10 protein-coding genes and 1 pseudogene are annotated in these 15,024 nt (G+C 45.0%); 8 read left to right on the forward strand and 3 right to left on the reverse strand.

What is annotated here, in order from left to right:
- Position 1: 1 nt before the first annotated feature.
- The 5 genes from glcF (at position 2) to HF322_RS08480 (ending at position 6,273) form a co-directional block, all read left to right on the forward strand.
- A complete protein-coding gene (gene glcF, locus HF322_RS08460; RefSeq protein WP_169392965.1) occupies positions 2 to 1,210 on the forward strand; it encodes a glycolate oxidase subunit GlcF in 1,209 nt (402 codons plus the stop codon).
- 214 nt (positions 1,211 to 1,424) lie between these two features.
- A complete protein-coding gene (locus HF322_RS08465) occupies positions 1,425 to 3,215 on the forward strand; it encodes an L-lactate permease (protein ID WP_169392966.1) in 1,791 nt (596 codons plus the stop codon).
- A 90-nt stretch (positions 3,216 to 3,305) separates the two neighbouring features.
- The gene (locus HF322_RS08470; RefSeq protein ID WP_169392967.1) at positions 3,306 to 4,511 is read left to right on the forward strand and encodes an alpha-hydroxy acid oxidase; all 1,206 of its coding nucleotides are present in this window, start codon (positions 3,306 to 3,308) and stop codon (positions 4,509 to 4,511) included.
- Positions 4,512 to 4,599: 88 nt separating this feature from the next.
- The gene (locus HF322_RS08475) at positions 4,600 to 5,418 is read left to right on the forward strand and encodes a rhomboid family intramembrane serine protease (RefSeq protein ID WP_169392968.1); all 819 of its coding nucleotides are present in this window, start codon (positions 4,600 to 4,602) and stop codon (positions 5,416 to 5,418) included.
- Between the two features lie 63 nt (positions 5,419 to 5,481).
- Positions 5,482 to 6,273 (forward strand): MipA/OmpV family protein, encoded by a 792-nt coding sequence (locus HF322_RS08480; RefSeq protein ID WP_169392969.1) that lies wholly within the window; start codon positions 5,482 to 5,484, stop codon positions 6,271 to 6,273.
- A 142-nt stretch (positions 6,274 to 6,415) separates the two neighbouring features.
- Here the strand turns inward: HF322_RS08480 and HF322_RS08485 are convergent.
- Positions 6,416 to 7,510 (reverse strand): annotated as a pseudogene (locus tag HF322_RS08485) (DUF4238 domain-containing protein).
- A 162-nt stretch (positions 7,511 to 7,672) separates the two neighbouring features.
- On the reverse strand, positions 7,673 to 9,076 hold the full coding sequence (gene fumC, locus HF322_RS08495; protein WP_169392972.1) for a class II fumarate hydratase: 1,404 nt from the start codon (positions 9,074 to 9,076) through the stop codon (positions 7,673 to 7,675).
- Between the two features lie 246 nt (positions 9,077 to 9,322).
- On the opposite strand from fumC, the gene HF322_RS08500 reads away from it, so the two are divergent.
- Together HF322_RS08500 and HF322_RS08505 are read left to right on the forward strand one after the other, a co-directional pair.
- Positions 9,323 to 9,979: a 5-formyltetrahydrofolate cyclo-ligase gene (locus tag HF322_RS08500; RefSeq protein ID WP_223193243.1), complete on the forward strand. Its 657-nt coding sequence runs from the start codon at positions 9,323 to 9,325 to the stop codon at positions 9,977 to 9,979.
- Positions 9,979 to 10,218: a hypothetical protein gene (locus HF322_RS08505; RefSeq protein ID WP_169392973.1), complete on the forward strand. Its 240-nt coding sequence runs from the start codon at positions 9,979 to 9,981 to the stop codon at positions 10,216 to 10,218. Before HF322_RS08500 ends, HF322_RS08505 begins: the two co-directional genes overlap by 1 nt.
- 559 nt (positions 10,219 to 10,777) lie before the next feature.
- Here HF322_RS08505 and HF322_RS08510 read toward each other — a convergent pair.
- Positions 10,778 to 12,139: a Na+/H+ antiporter family protein gene (locus HF322_RS08510; protein ID WP_169392974.1), complete on the reverse strand. Its 1,362-nt coding sequence runs from the start codon at positions 12,137 to 12,139 to the stop codon at positions 10,778 to 10,780.
- A 345-nt stretch (positions 12,140 to 12,484) separates the two neighbouring features.
- On the opposite strand from HF322_RS08510, the gene lon reads away from it, so the two are divergent.
- The gene (gene lon, locus HF322_RS08515; RefSeq protein ID WP_169392975.1) at positions 12,485 to 14,980 is read left to right on the forward strand and encodes an endopeptidase La; all 2,496 of its coding nucleotides are present in this window, start codon (positions 12,485 to 12,487) and stop codon (positions 14,978 to 14,980) included.
- The last annotated feature ends 44 nt before the right edge of the window (positions 14,981 to 15,024 follow it).

Raw genomic sequence — 15,024 nt, forward strand, 5'->3', positions numbered from 1 at the left:
CATGCGAACCCAAATCAATGTTAAATATTTAGACCATCCTGATATTGCTGAAGCCGATAGCATTTTGCGAACCTGTGTTCACTGCGGATTTTGTAACGCCACCTGCCCCACCTATCAAGAGCTTGGCGATGAGCGCGATGGTCCACGCGGTCGCATTTATTTGATGAAGCAAATGCTTGAGACCGGAACGGTGAGTGAAAAATCACAAAAGCATCTTGATCGCTGCCTCACCTGCCGAAGCTGTGAGACCACGTGTCCATCCGGCGTTCAATACGGCAGATTGGCAGAAATTGGTCGCGATATTATGGAGCAGCAGCTTGAGCGACCACCCAACCAAAAGCTAAAACGCTGGCTGATTTTAAAAGTGTTGCCTTATCCGCGCCGATTTGGCTTTTTGTTAAAATTGGGGCAACTGTTTCGGGCGTTTTTACCGCGTGAGCTGAAAAACCAAGTCCCATTAAAACAAGTCACCAAGCCCTTGCCCAAACAGCAGCATGAGCGGCGGATGCTGGTTTTAGCAGGCTGCGCTCAACCGTCAGCCACGCCTAATACCAATATTGCCGCTGCTCGTGTGCTCGACAAACTTGGTATCAGCTTATTTGCTGCACCCGATGCCGGTTGCTGCGGCGCGGCAAGCTACCACATGCCCGCTCATGAAGAGGGGCTGAAGTTTATGCGCCGAAATATTGACGCGTGGTGGTCGCATATTGAATCCGGCGTTGAGGCGATTGTCATTAGCGCCTCCGGATGTGGCTCAATGGTCAAAGAATACGGCGAAAAGCTGCGTCATGACCCAGATTATGCTGCCAAAGCAAAGCGCGTCAGCGAGATGACCAAAGATTTAACCGAAATTTTGATTCAAGAAGATTTAGCAAAATTAGGACTAAAACGATCCGCGAAAAAAACGGCGGTTCATTGCCCATGTTCCTTACAGCATGGTCAAAAGCTTGGCGGCGTGGTTGAGCAAATCTTGCAAAAAGCAGGCGTTGAGCTGACCCGAACCCAAAACAAGCATTTATGCTGCGGCTCAGCAGGAACCTATTCTTTATTGCAACCTGAATTAAGTCAAAGGCTGCTTAGCAACAAAATTACCGATTTAACCATTGATCACCCTGAGCAAATCGTGACGGCAAATATTGGCTGTCAGCTGCATTTAGGAAGTCAATCAAACGTTCCTGTGAAGCACTGGATTGAGCTGTTAGATGCTTAATCAGTTTGTCTTTAACTGTTTTTTAAAGGAGTGAACAATAACTTATCGATGATGATTCATATTGAATTAAAAGTCTCAAAACTATTTAATCAAGAGAACAGATGAATAACGGTAACAAGGATAAATAAGGTCAACATTTTCCTAGAAAATTGATCCTAGTCTTGTTATTTTATTCCAAGGGCATTACCGCTTATAATAACAAGGATGGTTTATTATGTATGTATTTTTGGCGCTCGCGCCCATTCTCGTAGTTCTTGTGTTACTTGTCATTTTACGGCTTCCCGCTAAAATTTCGATGGGCGTAGCTTACCTTGTGACCGCACTTTTGGCGCTGTTTGTTTGGCATGCCAGCGGCGCTCAAGTGGCAGCAGCGACCGTAAACGGCATTATTGTTGCGCTCACCCTACTGTTTATCGTTTTTGCGGCGATTTTACTGCTGAACACCTTAAAAGAAGGCGGCGCCATTGTTGCTATCCGAAAAGGGTTTATGGACATCTCCCCTGATCGGCGCATCCAAGCGATTATCGTGGCGTGGTTGTTTTGTTCGATGGTGGAAGGCTCATCAGGATTTGGGACGCCCTCCGCGATTGGCGCGCCGCTACTGCTTGCGCTTGGCTTTCCTGCGATGGCTTGCGTGATGGCGGTATTGATTATTCAATCAACGCCGGTATCGTTTGGCGCGGTTGGCACGCCCGTTTTGCTTGGGGTTTGGACAGGGATCAATGACAAACCGGACATTGCGCAAGCAATTGCGCCGTTATCTCCTGAAAACTATTTATTGCAAATCACCGCCAACATCGGTCTGATTCATGCCGTCGTTGGGTTTTTAATTCCACTCATTTTAAGCGCTTTTTTGACGCGCTTTTTTGGTGAAAAACGCTCGTTTATTGAAGGGCTAAAAGTTTGGCCATTTGCCATTTTTGCAGGACTGAGCTTTACCATTCCTTATTATTTGGTCGCAAAGTATTTAGGTCCTGAATTCCCCTCGTTAGTTGGCGGCTTTATTGGCTTGATGATTGTTCTGCCCGCAGCTAAGCGCGGCTTTTTAATGCCAAAAGATATCTTTCATTTTGCGCCAAGAGCGTCTTGGGATAAAGATTGGCTGGGAACGCTTACCGAAGAAAAATTTGACGATACCGTTGCGCCAAAATTTTCATTAATTCGTGCGTTTTCGCCCTATTTAATCGTCATTGCGCTATTGATTTTAACGCGAACCATTGCCCCACTAAAAGCCTTTTTAACGGGCGATTTAACCAGCTTTGGCTTTAAAAATTTGTTTGGAACGACGATTTCAAGCAATATTCAGCTGGCGTATTCTCCCGGAACGATTTTGATCGTCACCTCATTAATTTGCATTTTACTGTTCAATATGAACGGCGCTATGGTGAAACGCAGCTGGCGCAATTCAGCTGTAACGATGGTAGCAGCTGCGCCTGCATTACTATTTTCCGTGCCGATGGTTCAGGTATTTATCAATTCAGGGTCAGCGGCGGACGTGGCAAACGCGCTTCCTGCCATGCCGATTTTACTTGCAGAAAGTGCGGCGGGTGCGTTTCAAAATGCGTGGCCCATGATTTCGCCTTGGATTGGTGCAATGGGTGCGTTTATTGCGGGATCAAATACGGTCAGCAACATGATGTTTGCCTATTTTCAGTGGTCAACGGCAACCCAAATTGGTCTTGATGGCAACCTTGCCGGTCAAGTGGTGGCGCTGCAAGCCGTTGGTGGCGCGGCGGGAAATATGATCTCGGTTCATAACGTGGTGGCAGCTTGCGCGGTCGTTGGTCTTATGGATAAAGAAGGTTATGTCATCCGAAAAACGCTGCTTGCCATGACCTATTATGTGATTCAAGCCGGACTGATTGGTATGGGACTCATCTTTGGGCAGCTTTGGTGGTGGATTTTGGCAGTGATTTGGCCCATTGCCTTTTTTGGCATCATGGCAATGATGTCTAAAAACGCCGCGGCTTCTGTTAAAATAGCTGAGCAAAACCGAGTAAATTGATAAATAGCGCCTTGATATAATAGTAGTAAGTGGTTTAAATATTGAGAATATCAAGGCGTTTTCTTCATAAAAATTCAGGAGTCTGCAAGCATGAAACTCAGCACCATTACCGAGATCGAAGACCTACGGCGAATTGCCCAGCGCAAGTTGCCGCGAATGTTTTATGACTATGTCGATTCAGGATCGTGGACGCAGACGACATATCGCAACAATGAAACCGATTTTGACAAAATCAAGCTGCGTCAGCGGGTGATGGTCAACATGGAGGGGCGCTCACTTGCGACCAACATGCTTGGCACACCAGTGAATATGCCCGTTGCCATTGCGCCGACCGGATTTACCGGAATGATGTGGGCGGATGGCGAAATTCATGCTGCTCGCGCCGCTGAAAAGTTTGGCGTGCCATTTTCATTATCAACCATGAGCATTTGCTCAATTGAAGACGTCGCAGCTCATACCAGTGCGCCGTTTTGGTTTCAGCTTTATGTGATGCGCGATAAAGAATTTATGGCAAATCTGATCCGCCGCGCTCAAGCTGCCAATTGCTCGGCGCTGATTTTGACCGCGGATTTGCAAGTATTGGGTCAGCGTCATAAAGATATTAAAAATGGGCTGTCCGCGCCACCAAAGCCCACGATTGCAAATATGCTTAACCTCATGACCAAGCCTGAATGGTGCTTTAATATGCTTGGCACGAAGCGGCGGACGTTTGGCAACATCGTCGGTCACGCCAAAGACGTTGAAGATTTGTCCTCATTGTCGGCTTGGACAGCGGAGCAATTTGATCCAGCGCTTAGTTGGGATGATGTGGCGCGGATTAGAGACTTGTGGGGCGGAAAGCTGATTATCAAAGGCATTATGGAACCTGAAGACGCCATTTTAGCCGCAAAAGTTGGCGCGGATGCGCTAATTGTGTCGAACCACGGCGGTCGGCAATTGGACGGCGCGCCCTCCTCCATTGCGGCGCTGTCCGACATCGTTCAAGCCGTTCGCGCTGAAAATAGCCATATAGAAGTTTGGCTTGATAGCGGTATCAGATCCGGTCAAGATGTGCTCAAAGCCATCGCCATGGGCGCAAGTGGCACGATGATCGGTCGGGCGTTTTTATATGGTCTTGGCGCGTTTGGTGAAGATGGCGTTCGCCGAGCGCTTGAGCTGATTTATAATGAATGCGATATTACTATGGCATTTTGTGGTCATACCGACATCAATGAGGTCAATCAAGACATTTTGGTCAAAGGCACGTTTGAGCATTTAAAATCTGCGCCGCCGTTTGTCACGCCCATTAATTGGTAGCTTTTTTTAAACCATACGCTTCACACTTCCATTTCATAATCCCATCTTGAACCGTTATACTGTCTTTTTATCCTAACCACGATGACTTATGACGGTTCAACACTTACTAAAAACAGCGCCTGTAACTACACTTTTGCTCATCAGCTTTGTGGGGCTATTTGCCTTTCAAGTTTATAGCGGCGTGGATGCCAATGAGCCAACCACCGAAGCGCTATTGCATTGGGGCGCAAACGCACTGCCTTTTACTATGGGCGGTGAGCCTTGGCGCTTGGTGACGAGCGCTTTTTTGCATATTGGCTTGATGCACCTATTATTTAACAGCTTTGCCATGTATTTTTTTGGTCAAGTTGCCGAACCGATATTGGGGTCGGCTAAGTTTTTGGCACTGTTTTTACTCGCGGCAATCGGTGGTAATTTACTCAACAGCCAAGTTACTTGGGATGCTATTTTGGAATCGGGCGCTCAGCCGGGGATTTCAGCAGGGGCGTCAGGCGGTATCATGGGGATTGGCGCGGCGCTCCTTATCATTGCCCTGTTTAAAATCTCGATAAATGGCTTACAGCTTAATTTAAAAAGTTTAATCATCATTATGGCAATCAACTTGGTTTATGGTTTTGCCGTTCCGGGGATTGATAACGCCGGTCACATTGGCGGCGCGATTACCGGAATTATTATTGCCGCTGCGTTTGCTTTAGCTTATAAATTTGATCCGCCAATCCCTAGCGCTTATTTCGATCCCGTCAGTAAAATCACCTATTACCCCTCACCTACCGACAGCCATAAATCAAAAGTCAGCCCTTGGCAATATTTGCCTTGGGCAGTGATTGCACTCATTTGTCTGGGATTTTTTGGTTGGTGGCAAAGCATTCATCAGCAAATTATTGCCGCGCTTACCATGATAAATTGACATCTTTTGGTGGTATGATGGCGCTATGATCTTAATTATTTTTATATTTTGCGAGCATCGACAATGACTATTTTAACCTTTGCAAACCAAAAAAAAGTGCCCCTTTTAGTGTTAAGCACTGCCGTTTTTGCCATGAGCGCGCAAGCCTTTGAATTTGATAACGTTCCGGTTGATAAGAATGCCGAGCTTAGCATTGGCGCCAACGTGCTGATTAACAAAAGCGCTTATGATACCGACAGCACGGACGTTCGTGTTCTGCCCGGTATATTTTACGACAACAATAAAATCTATGCTCGCGGCTCACAAGCGGGCGTTTATTTGATCAATGATGGCAGCAATCAGCTGTCCGCGTATACGGAGCTTGCCGGAAGCGAGTTTGACCCTGACGATGCCAATGGCGATTTATCCAAGCTTGATAAGCGTAAATGGTCGGCGGCGGCAGGATTGACGTATTTACGACTGACGCCGGTTGGTGGCTTTCGCGCTCAGCTTGCCACCGATGTGCTAGGTCGCAATGATGGCAGTCTTGGCAGGCTCACCTACCTTGCCAAAGTCAGCAAAGACAAGCTGACCGTGTACCCAAGCGCAGGCTTTGAGTGGCACGATAGAAATTACAATGAGTATTATTATGGCGTAAGCGCTGATGAATCCGCGCGTTCAGGGGTTGCCGCGTATCAGCCAAGCCCAAGCGTGAATCCGTATGTCAGCGTCAGCGCCAATTATGACATCAATGATAAATGGGCAGGATTTGCTAGCCAAAGTTTGCACTATTTGCCTAATGACCTTTATGGCAGCCCGATGGTGGACTCACGGATAGAGGCGAATACGGCGATTGGATTGCTTTATAAGTTTTAAGATCTCTTGCAGAAATTTGATTTGAAAAAGCTAAGCGTCTGCTTGGCTTTTTTTACATACAAATGAGTTTAATTTATAGGTTAGAATTTTAATAATTCAGAGTGCTTTATCTTAATCTAATTTTTAAGAAAAACTATCTTTACTAATTTTTACGGATTGGCACTTTATAGAAATCATTTTTTCTAGACTTTTTTATTATAGATTGGCGAACGAAGTCATCATTTTTGTCATTCGTCATTATAAATCCTTTAAAATTCCAGTTTATTATTCTAGACCATAATGGTGGTGCAACATAAACAGGTTGAGAAACCTTTAGAAATTTTTGATTGACTTTGATATCAGAAATATTAATTCGATTCTCATCTATTATCCTGCCGGACTGATTATCTGAAATATAAAACTCTGTTTTATGACCTTGTAAAGATTTTGAATAAGCCACAGTATTATGAAGTCTCTCCAAATATTCAAAGCTATCAGGATTTGCTGTGTATATGTTAGCTTGACAATTTAATAACTGGAAATAATTAAATGCATCTATATCATATGTGTTTTTAATCTGAACCCACCCTCCACTGTTAGAGATACTATATACATCTTTATCATAGGCTAACATAAGGAATTTAGGAGTAAGAGGTAAAATAAATAGAGCACCTGCTGATTGAATACCAAAAGATCTAAAGCGTACTTTTCTATTAAAAAAATACCACTTATTCGTAAGTACTGCTGGATGATCTGAAGTTATGAAATTAGTTCTTGTATTGTTCTTCAAAATACAAACTTTTAAGTCATCGACTAAGTATATCTTCTTTAAAATTGACTGCATTGACTTACGAACAACTTCTTTAGAGTTCATTTTTAAATCAATAGAAAATAATGTTTTTATATCTTTTTCAACTGACTCCATAATAGTATTAGAAAATTCTTCAGTTCTTGTAAACTGAATAAGCTAAAATATTTTAAGAAATGTTTTTTCTTCATCTAACAGTACGTGATTTTTACTTTCAAGATTACGGACTATTTCTGAGAAAATTCCTTCAATTTCCTGTAAGGCTTTTTCTATAACAAGATCTTCTCCGTAAAAGTAGTTCTTTGAACATTGATTTTTTATAGGAGCATTTTTTATTAGCTTTTTCCTATCTAAATTATAAAGACAAATTGCTGCTTTTGATTCACTTGATGTAGAAAATTTTTTTAAATAGCACTGAGGCACATAATGTTGATTTTTATTGGAAGCCATTGTTTGCCTTATTAAATAAAGTAGCAAAATTAAGGATATAGTCTATATTATCAGTATAATAAATAGCTACAAGAATGTAAAAAGACAGTATTAACATCGAAAAGTAAACAAAAAACCTTGCCACAATTCATGACAAGGTTTTTTATTAAAACAAAACCAAACCTACGACGGATGAACCATCTCCTCCGGTTTCACCCACTCATCAAATTCAGCTTCGGTTAATAACTCAAGCTCAACCGCGACTTGTTTTAACGTTTTGTTTTCTTTATATGCGGTTTTGGCGATTTTAGCGGCATTTTCATAGCCCACATGACGGTTTAGCGCGGTCACCAGCATGAGTGAATTGTGCAAATAGTGGTCAATTTTTTCTTTAACTGGCTCAATGCCGACCGCGCAATGCTCATTAAAGCTATTGCAAGCATCGCCTAGCAGTTTGATGGATTGCAGCAGATTGTAAGCAATCACGGGCTTAAAGACGTTCAATTCAAAATTGCCTGAAGCGCCCGCAACGTTGATGGCGGTGTCATTGCCAAGCACTTGCGCAACCACCATGGTCATGGCTTCGGACTGAGTTGGGTTGACTTTGCCCGGCATGATGGACGATCCTGGCTCATTTTCAGGGATTTTAATCTCGCCAATACCGCAGCGAGGTCCTGAGGCAAGCCAGCGGATGTCGTTAGCGATTTTGTTTAAACTTGCTGCCAAAGTTTTTAGCGCGCCGGAGGCAAACACTTCAGCATCACGAGCGGCAAGCGCTTCAAATTTGTTGGGCGCAGTGACAAACGGCAACTCGGTCAAAGTTGCCAATTGTTCAGCCGCTTTTACCGCGTAATCGGGATGCGCGTTCAGCCCTGTGCCAACGGCAGTACCACCAAGCGGCAACTCATAAAGCCCTTGCAGCGCGTTATCAATGCGAATCAGCGCATGGTCAAGCTGACTGACATAGCCGCTAAACTCTTGACCCAAAGTCAATGGTGTGGCGTCTTGCAAGTGAGTTCGACCGATTTTGACGATGTCGCTAAATTCATTCGCTTTGCTATCGAGCGTATCGCGAAGCGCTTTTACCGCCGGAATCAGTAAGCTGTTGATTTGACGCGCTGCTGCAACGCGAATCGCGGTTGGGAAGCTGTCATTGGTCGATTGCGCGTGGTTGACGTGGTCGTTTGGGTGAATCGGCTGATAGCTGCCGCGAGCATTGCCAGCGATTTCGTTGGCGCGGTTGGCAAGCACCTCATTCATGTTCATGTTGGACTGCGTTCCTGAACCGGTCTGCCAAACCACAAGCGGAAACTGGTCGGTCAAGCCGCCATTGATGACTTCATCCGCCGCCTTTACGATCAAATCGCGCTTATCATCGTCAATGCGACCCAAGCTTGCATTGGTGATTGCCGCTGCTTTTTTGACCAACGCCATTGCCTCAATCATTGGTCGCGGTAGCGTTTCGCCGCCGATTTTAAAGTTTTCGCGGCTACGCTGAGTTTGCGCGCCCCAGTATGCGTCCGCAGGCACTTCCACGTTGCCCATCGTGTCTTTTTCGGTTCGGGTTGCCTGATTATTTGTCGACATAACAGTCCTCTTTTTTTGATAATGTTCAAAAAATTGCGTGATTAAACCTTCGTCTTTTTACGGCTTTTAATGTTGAATCACCACCGCTTTGCTATGATAACATGAGTTATCACAAATAACGTTGCCATTCAAAAATGCTTTTTATAGCTATAACGATAACTATCGTATCGTAAAACTTACAATTAATCCTGAAATTTTTGCAAAACGTGGCGTTAATATTTAAGCAAAGTTTTCAAAGGCGCGATAATGACTAACAATAAAACCATAACTTCTTCTATTAACAATGATGCTGATATTCAAGAAGCGCTCATGAGCAATCCACCACGGCGTTATTTTACAAGGCAGCGCCGAAAATTAACTGTTCAAGAGCGCAGGCAATTTGCCAATCAAGCTCGCGTTTATCTGAATAAATTAAATGCCCGCCTGCCAAACCGCGCCAAAATCGGGCTGTATTATGATGGCTTTGGGGAGTTACCAACGCAGCCAATTTTGGATTGGTGTTTAAAGATGCAGTTTTCACCCTATTTGCCTGTAGTCGGCTCGCTTGGTCAACACGACAAACGGCTACGATTTGTGCCGATTTATCAGCATAAACTTATCACTATTCCCACCAGAATTCATAACCTTGGCATGAAGCAAAACCATCATCGCAGGCTACTTTGGGCAGATGAGCTTGACGTGATATTTTGTCCACTGACGGCTGTCGATAGCTTTGGCACGCGAATGGGAATGGGCGGCGGATTTTATGACACAACTTTGGCAAAAAGTTACCGCGCTCGAGCCAAAAGACCGTTAAAAATCGGTTGGTGCTATGACTTTCAGCGAACGGCAACCTTGGTTCGCGCGCCTTGGGACGTGCCGCTTGATGGGGTGATTTCGCCAAGTAGTTTGAGGTGGTTTTGATGAATAAAAAATCTTTAGATAAGCACTCTAGCGCAGAAAATGTTGAACAGCATTTGCAAGAGCTAGAAAAAGCGGACTATGAGCTGCTCTATTATAGCCATGAGCAAACTTTTGATTCTAAGGAGCTTGCAAGCTTAATCAATGAAAAACGGTTGCATGAACTATTGGCGCAAAGTGATGCGTTTTTAACGGAATTAAATATTGAAATTGAAGCCTTTAAAGATAATGATGACTTATAAAATAAATTATTTTAAAGAACTATTGTTTGAAAATAAAAAAAACCTTATTATAAACGATAATTATTATTGTTCATAATAAGGCATTATGGTGCTAACCCACACTCTTAAAAAAACCAAATCATTTTACGTGTTAACCTTGTCACTAGTTTTTTGGCTAGCGGTTGCCCTATTTGCGATTAACTTTTGGGAATATAACGAGTCTAGAAGTTTTATCATGCTCTTACACTTACTGATTAGTTGTACGGTATTCATTGTTATGGGCTACAGAGAGATTGAGTAAAAGAAAAAACGTAACTATGACCATCACTTATTATCGTCATCACCCATGACAGAAGAAACAACGCAACTGTTATTTATATCCAGTAAAAAGTTTTTAAAGTTGTCGATAGTTGCTTTTTACATTTTGCTTACGTTATTGTCTGCTTCCGTAGCGTTAATTTTTTATGATTGTATAAAGGGTTCCGTAGAATACAGCGCTTTTGCCGCAATTTACCTTGAGCTGTTTTTTATAACGCATATTGTTAAAGAAACTAAAGCGTTAGAGCAAAGCTTGGTCTGACTAAAGCACCATCGCCGCCACCCAACCAAATATCAATAGCGGAATATTATAGTGAATAAAGGTCGGAATAACGCTGTCTTTAATATGGTCATGCTGACCGTCGATGTTCAGCCCTGAGGTGGGTCCAAGGGTTGAATCGGACGCCGGCGACCCGGCATCACCAAGCGCGCCTGCCGTGCCAACAATTGCCACTGTGGCAAGCGGCGAAAATCCTAAGGAAATACAAAGCGGAACATAAATCGCCGCCAAAATTGGAATGGTCGAAAACGACGAGCCAATCCCCATCGTTACAATCAAACCAATGAGCAGCATGACAAACGCTGCCATCGCTTTATTGCCAGAAAACAACGCCGCCGCCCCATCGACCAGCGGCTGAATTTGCTCGGTTGCTTTCATCACCTCAGCAAAGCCTTGCGCGGTAATCATGATAAAACCAATCATCGCCATCAATTTGATGCCATCGTTAAATACGGTATCGGCTTCGTGCCATTTGACCACGCCGGTTGCCATAAATACGCCAAAGCCAAACATCGAGCCTAAAATCAGCGAGTCGGTCAGCAGCTGAACAACAAAAGCAGTAATCAGCGCGGCAATGGCAACAAGGGTTTTAAATAGCGGCTGCTTGGGTGCATTTTTGGCAGTTTGGCTTAATGGATCGTTATCAATGGCGGCTTGTTCGGCGGCTTCATCAATTGCCAACTGCGCATAATGGCGCGGCTTTCGGTAGCTGATAAAAACGGCAGTTAACAGCCCTGTCACCATGCCAAGCGCCGGAATTGCCATCGCATGAGTGACAGAAATGTTTGCTATATCAATCCCCGCCTCACCAACGTTTTTAAGCATGATTTGGTTGAGATAAATATCGCCAAAGCCATACGGGATAAACATATACGTGGTGACCAAACCAAAGGTCATCAAGCAAGCAACCAATCGCCTGTCCACCTGCATTTTATTAAAGGCAAGCAGTAACGGCGGCACGAGCAGCGGAATAAAGGCAATGTGAATGGGGATTAAATTTTGGCTAAAGCAGCTCATGAGCACCAGCCCTGAAAACAAGCCGTATTTAATCATCAGGCTCGTGCCGCCCGCTTCAATGCGCCGAACGACGCCACCTGCAAGCGCTTGCGGCAATCCTGAATGGGCAATTGCCACCGCAAACGCCCCAAGAAGCGCATAAGACAATGCAATTTGCGCGCCGTTTTTAATGCCTTCGCTAAACGCATCAAGGGTGGCGCTCATGCCAAGCCCTGCAATCAGCCCGCCTGCCATCGCCCCAATCAGCAAGCTTAATACCACGTGAACCCGAGCCAATGACAGTCCAAGCATAATCACCACCGCAACCAATACTGCATTGATGGTCATAACTTCTCCCAAATTTTTCAACGCCTAGCTAGCAGACGCTCGCCCAAGCGCCTTTTACTTTTTTAAATCACTTTTTTCGTTACGCTTACTGTTTTTTAAGCAAAGCCTGAAACAGTCGGGCGCAAGTTTACCTGATTTTTTGGTATCATCGGGAATTTTTACAGCGCTTATTTTTCAATAAATCTACGCAAATCCTTATAACTTAAGGGCTAAGCGACATCATTTTTTATAACCAACTATTTGTTATTAACCCAAGCTTAAGCCTTGCAATTTTTTATCGCAGCACCATTTAGGGAACATGAACCACGAACTTGACTTGACAAGTCTGGTTAACGAGGAAAATATATGAATGAATATAATATTGACAACATCAACATTGACATCGATGATGAGGCGCTTGACAGCACCAAAGCTACCGATAAGCCTGAGAATTACCTCCCCCTTTTAGCCCTTCGTGACGTTGTCGTCTATCCGCACATGCAAATTGCGCTGTTCGTTGGTCGCGCGCCGTCGGTGAAAGCCGTTGAGCTTGCGCAAGCCGAATACGATAGTAAGGTGCTGGTGGTCGCGCAAAAAGACTCTTTAACCGAAGACATCGACCAAGATAACCTTTATAAGTTTGGCACAGTTTGCCGAATTGTCAGCACCATGCCGCACGACAGCGATGACAACTGCATCAAGGTATTGATTGAGGGCGAATACCGCGCCCGCGTTGATAGCTTAGAAGACCATGATGACGTGCTAATGGCAAGCTTTGATCGTGCCGATTTGAACGTCGAGATGGACGAGCGCCAACAAAAAAACACCATCAAAGCGCTGATTAGCTTATTTGAAAGCTATGCCGACGCACGCCTGCGCAATGCCCGTGAGCTAATTCGCGTTGCCAAACGCATTGATGATTTGCTCGAGCTTGTGTATTTTATCTCAACGCGCGTGTCGATGGATTTAGATATCAAGCAATCGTTTTTGGAAGAGGACGATTTAAAAGCGCATATCAATACCTTGACTGAGTATTTGGTCAAACAAAGCGCAGAGCAAAATATCGAACAAGACATTCAAGACGCTGTCCGTCAGCAAATGGAAGACAATCAGCGCGAGTATTTTTTAAATGAAAAAATGAAAGCCATTAAAAATGAGCTTTCAGACCTTCATAACGGCGCGTTTGATGCGGAAGATGATACTGCTGAACTTGAGCAGCGCTTGGCTGAGGCTGATTTGCCAGAAGACGTTCGCAAAAAAGCCGAGCAAGAGTTTAAAAAGCTCAAAATGATGCCGCCTGCCTCTTCTGAGTCGTCCGTTGTCCGTAACTATATCGAGTGGATTTTGGACACGCCTTGGAACGCGGCAAGCAAAGTGTCGATCAACCTTGATAAAGCCAAAACCATCTTGGATGAAGACCATTACGGCTTGCAAGATGTGAAAGACCGCATTTTGGAATATTTAGCGGTTCAGTCACGGGTGAAAAAACTTCGCGGCCCTATTTTGTGCCTCGTTGGCCCGCCAGGGGTAGGTAAAACCTCGCTTGGGGAGTCCATTGCTCGCGCAACCGGCCGTAAATTTGTACGGATGGCATTGGGCGGCGTCCGCGATGAAGCTGAAATCCGTGGTCACAGACGTACTTATATTGGCGCGATGCCCGGTAAAATCGTTCAGTCATTGGCAAAAGTTGAAGTCAAAAACCCGCTATTTTTATTAGACGAAGTCGATAAAATGGCGCAAGACTTCCGCGGTGACCCCGCGTCAGCGCTACTTGAGGTGCTTGACCCATCGCAAAACGACAGCTTTAACGACCATTATTTAGACATGGACTTGGACTTGTCGCAAGTGATGTTTATCTGTACCGCCAACAGCATGGACATTCCGCCCGCGCTGCTTGACCGGATGGAAGTGATTCGCCTTCCGGGTTACACCGAAGAAGAAAAAATCAATATCGCTCAAAAGTACCTTGTACCAAAAGCAGTGAAGCAAAATGGGCTCAAAGACGGCGAGATTGAAATCGTTGATGCCGCGCTGCACAGCATCGTTCGCAGCTACACTCGTGAAGCTGGCGTTCGAAACCTTGAGCGCGAAATCAATAAAATCTGCCGAAAAGTCGTCCGCGAGTCGGTCGAATCACACGGCGCGCGAACTCCGAAAAAAGACGAGCGTAACCTTGTCACTGTTGACGACAACAACATTGATGACTATCTAGGCGTTCATCAGTTCGACTACGGCTTGGCAGAAAAAGAGCCAGAAATCGGTCGCGTCACCGGTCTTGCTTGGACGCAAGTTGGCGGCGAGCTATTGACCATTGAAGCAGCGGCAATGAAAGGCAAAGGCGAGCTGATTTTCACAGGCTCTCTTGGCGATGTGATGAAAGAGTCGATTCGCGCTGCCATGAGCGTGGTTCGCGCTCGCGGGGATTTACTCGGTATCGATTACGAAACCATCAAAAATACCGACATTCACGTTCATATGCCAGAGGGTGCAACGCCAAAAGATGGTCCATCAGCCGGTGGCGCGCTAACGACGGCGTTGGTATCGGCATTAACTGGAATTGCCATCCGACCTGATATTGCCATGACAGGGGAAATTACCCTTCGCGGTAAAATCCTGCGCATTGGCGGGTTGAAAGAGAAGCTTCTTGCCGCCCATCGCGGTGGTATCAAGCACGTCTTGATCCCAGCAAGCAATGAGCGCGACTTGGCGGACATTCCGGACAACGTCAAAGCAGGATTGACCATTCAGCCAGTATCGACCATTGACGAGGTGTTAAAAGCGGCACTGGTTAGCGCTCCTGCCCCAATCAGCCCCACCAAAGTCACGGTAGATACCACCAAAGGCAACGCGCTTCATAACTAATTTGCCAGCCTAAACTTTATCATAAAAGCCGCTTATTTATAAAT

The sequence above is a fragment of the Psychrobacter sp. MF31 genome, assembly GCF_012847335.1.
Taxonomy (GTDB): domain Bacteria; phylum Pseudomonadota; class Gammaproteobacteria; order Pseudomonadales; family Moraxellaceae; genus Psychrobacter.

What these genes read in the sequence shown, in the direction of transcription:
- fumC (WP_169392972.1), bottom strand. Translation starts at nt 9,076, where the DNA reads ATGTCGACAAATAATCAGGCAACCCGAACCGAAAAAGACACGATGGGC.
- lon (WP_169392975.1), top strand. Translation starts at nt 12,485, where the DNA reads ATGAATGAATATAATATTGACAACATCAACATTGACATCGATGATGAG.
- HF322_RS08480 (WP_169392969.1), top strand. Translation starts at nt 5,482, where the DNA reads ATGACTATTTTAACCTTTGCAAACCAAAAAAAAGTGCCCCTTTTAGTG.
- HF322_RS08505 (WP_169392973.1), top strand. Translation starts at nt 9,979, where the DNA reads ATGAATAAAAAATCTTTAGATAAGCACTCTAGCGCAGAAAATGTTGAA.
- HF322_RS08470 (WP_169392967.1), top strand. Translation starts at nt 3,306, where the DNA reads ATGAAACTCAGCACCATTACCGAGATCGAAGACCTACGGCGAATTGCC.
- HF322_RS08465 (WP_169392966.1), top strand. Translation starts at nt 1,425, where the DNA reads ATGTATGTATTTTTGGCGCTCGCGCCCATTCTCGTAGTTCTTGTGTTA.
- glcF (WP_169392965.1), top strand. Translation starts at nt 2, where the DNA reads ATGCGAACCCAAATCAATGTTAAATATTTAGACCATCCTGATATTGCT.
- HF322_RS08510 (WP_169392974.1), bottom strand. Translation starts at nt 12,139, where the DNA reads ATGACCATCAATGCAGTATTGGTTGCGGTGGTGATTATGCTTGGACTG.
- HF322_RS08500 (WP_223193243.1), top strand. Translation starts at nt 9,323, where the DNA reads ATGACTAACAATAAAACCATAACTTCTTCTATTAACAATGATGCTGAT.
- HF322_RS08475 (WP_169392968.1), top strand. Translation starts at nt 4,600, where the DNA reads ATGACGGTTCAACACTTACTAAAAACAGCGCCTGTAACTACACTTTTG.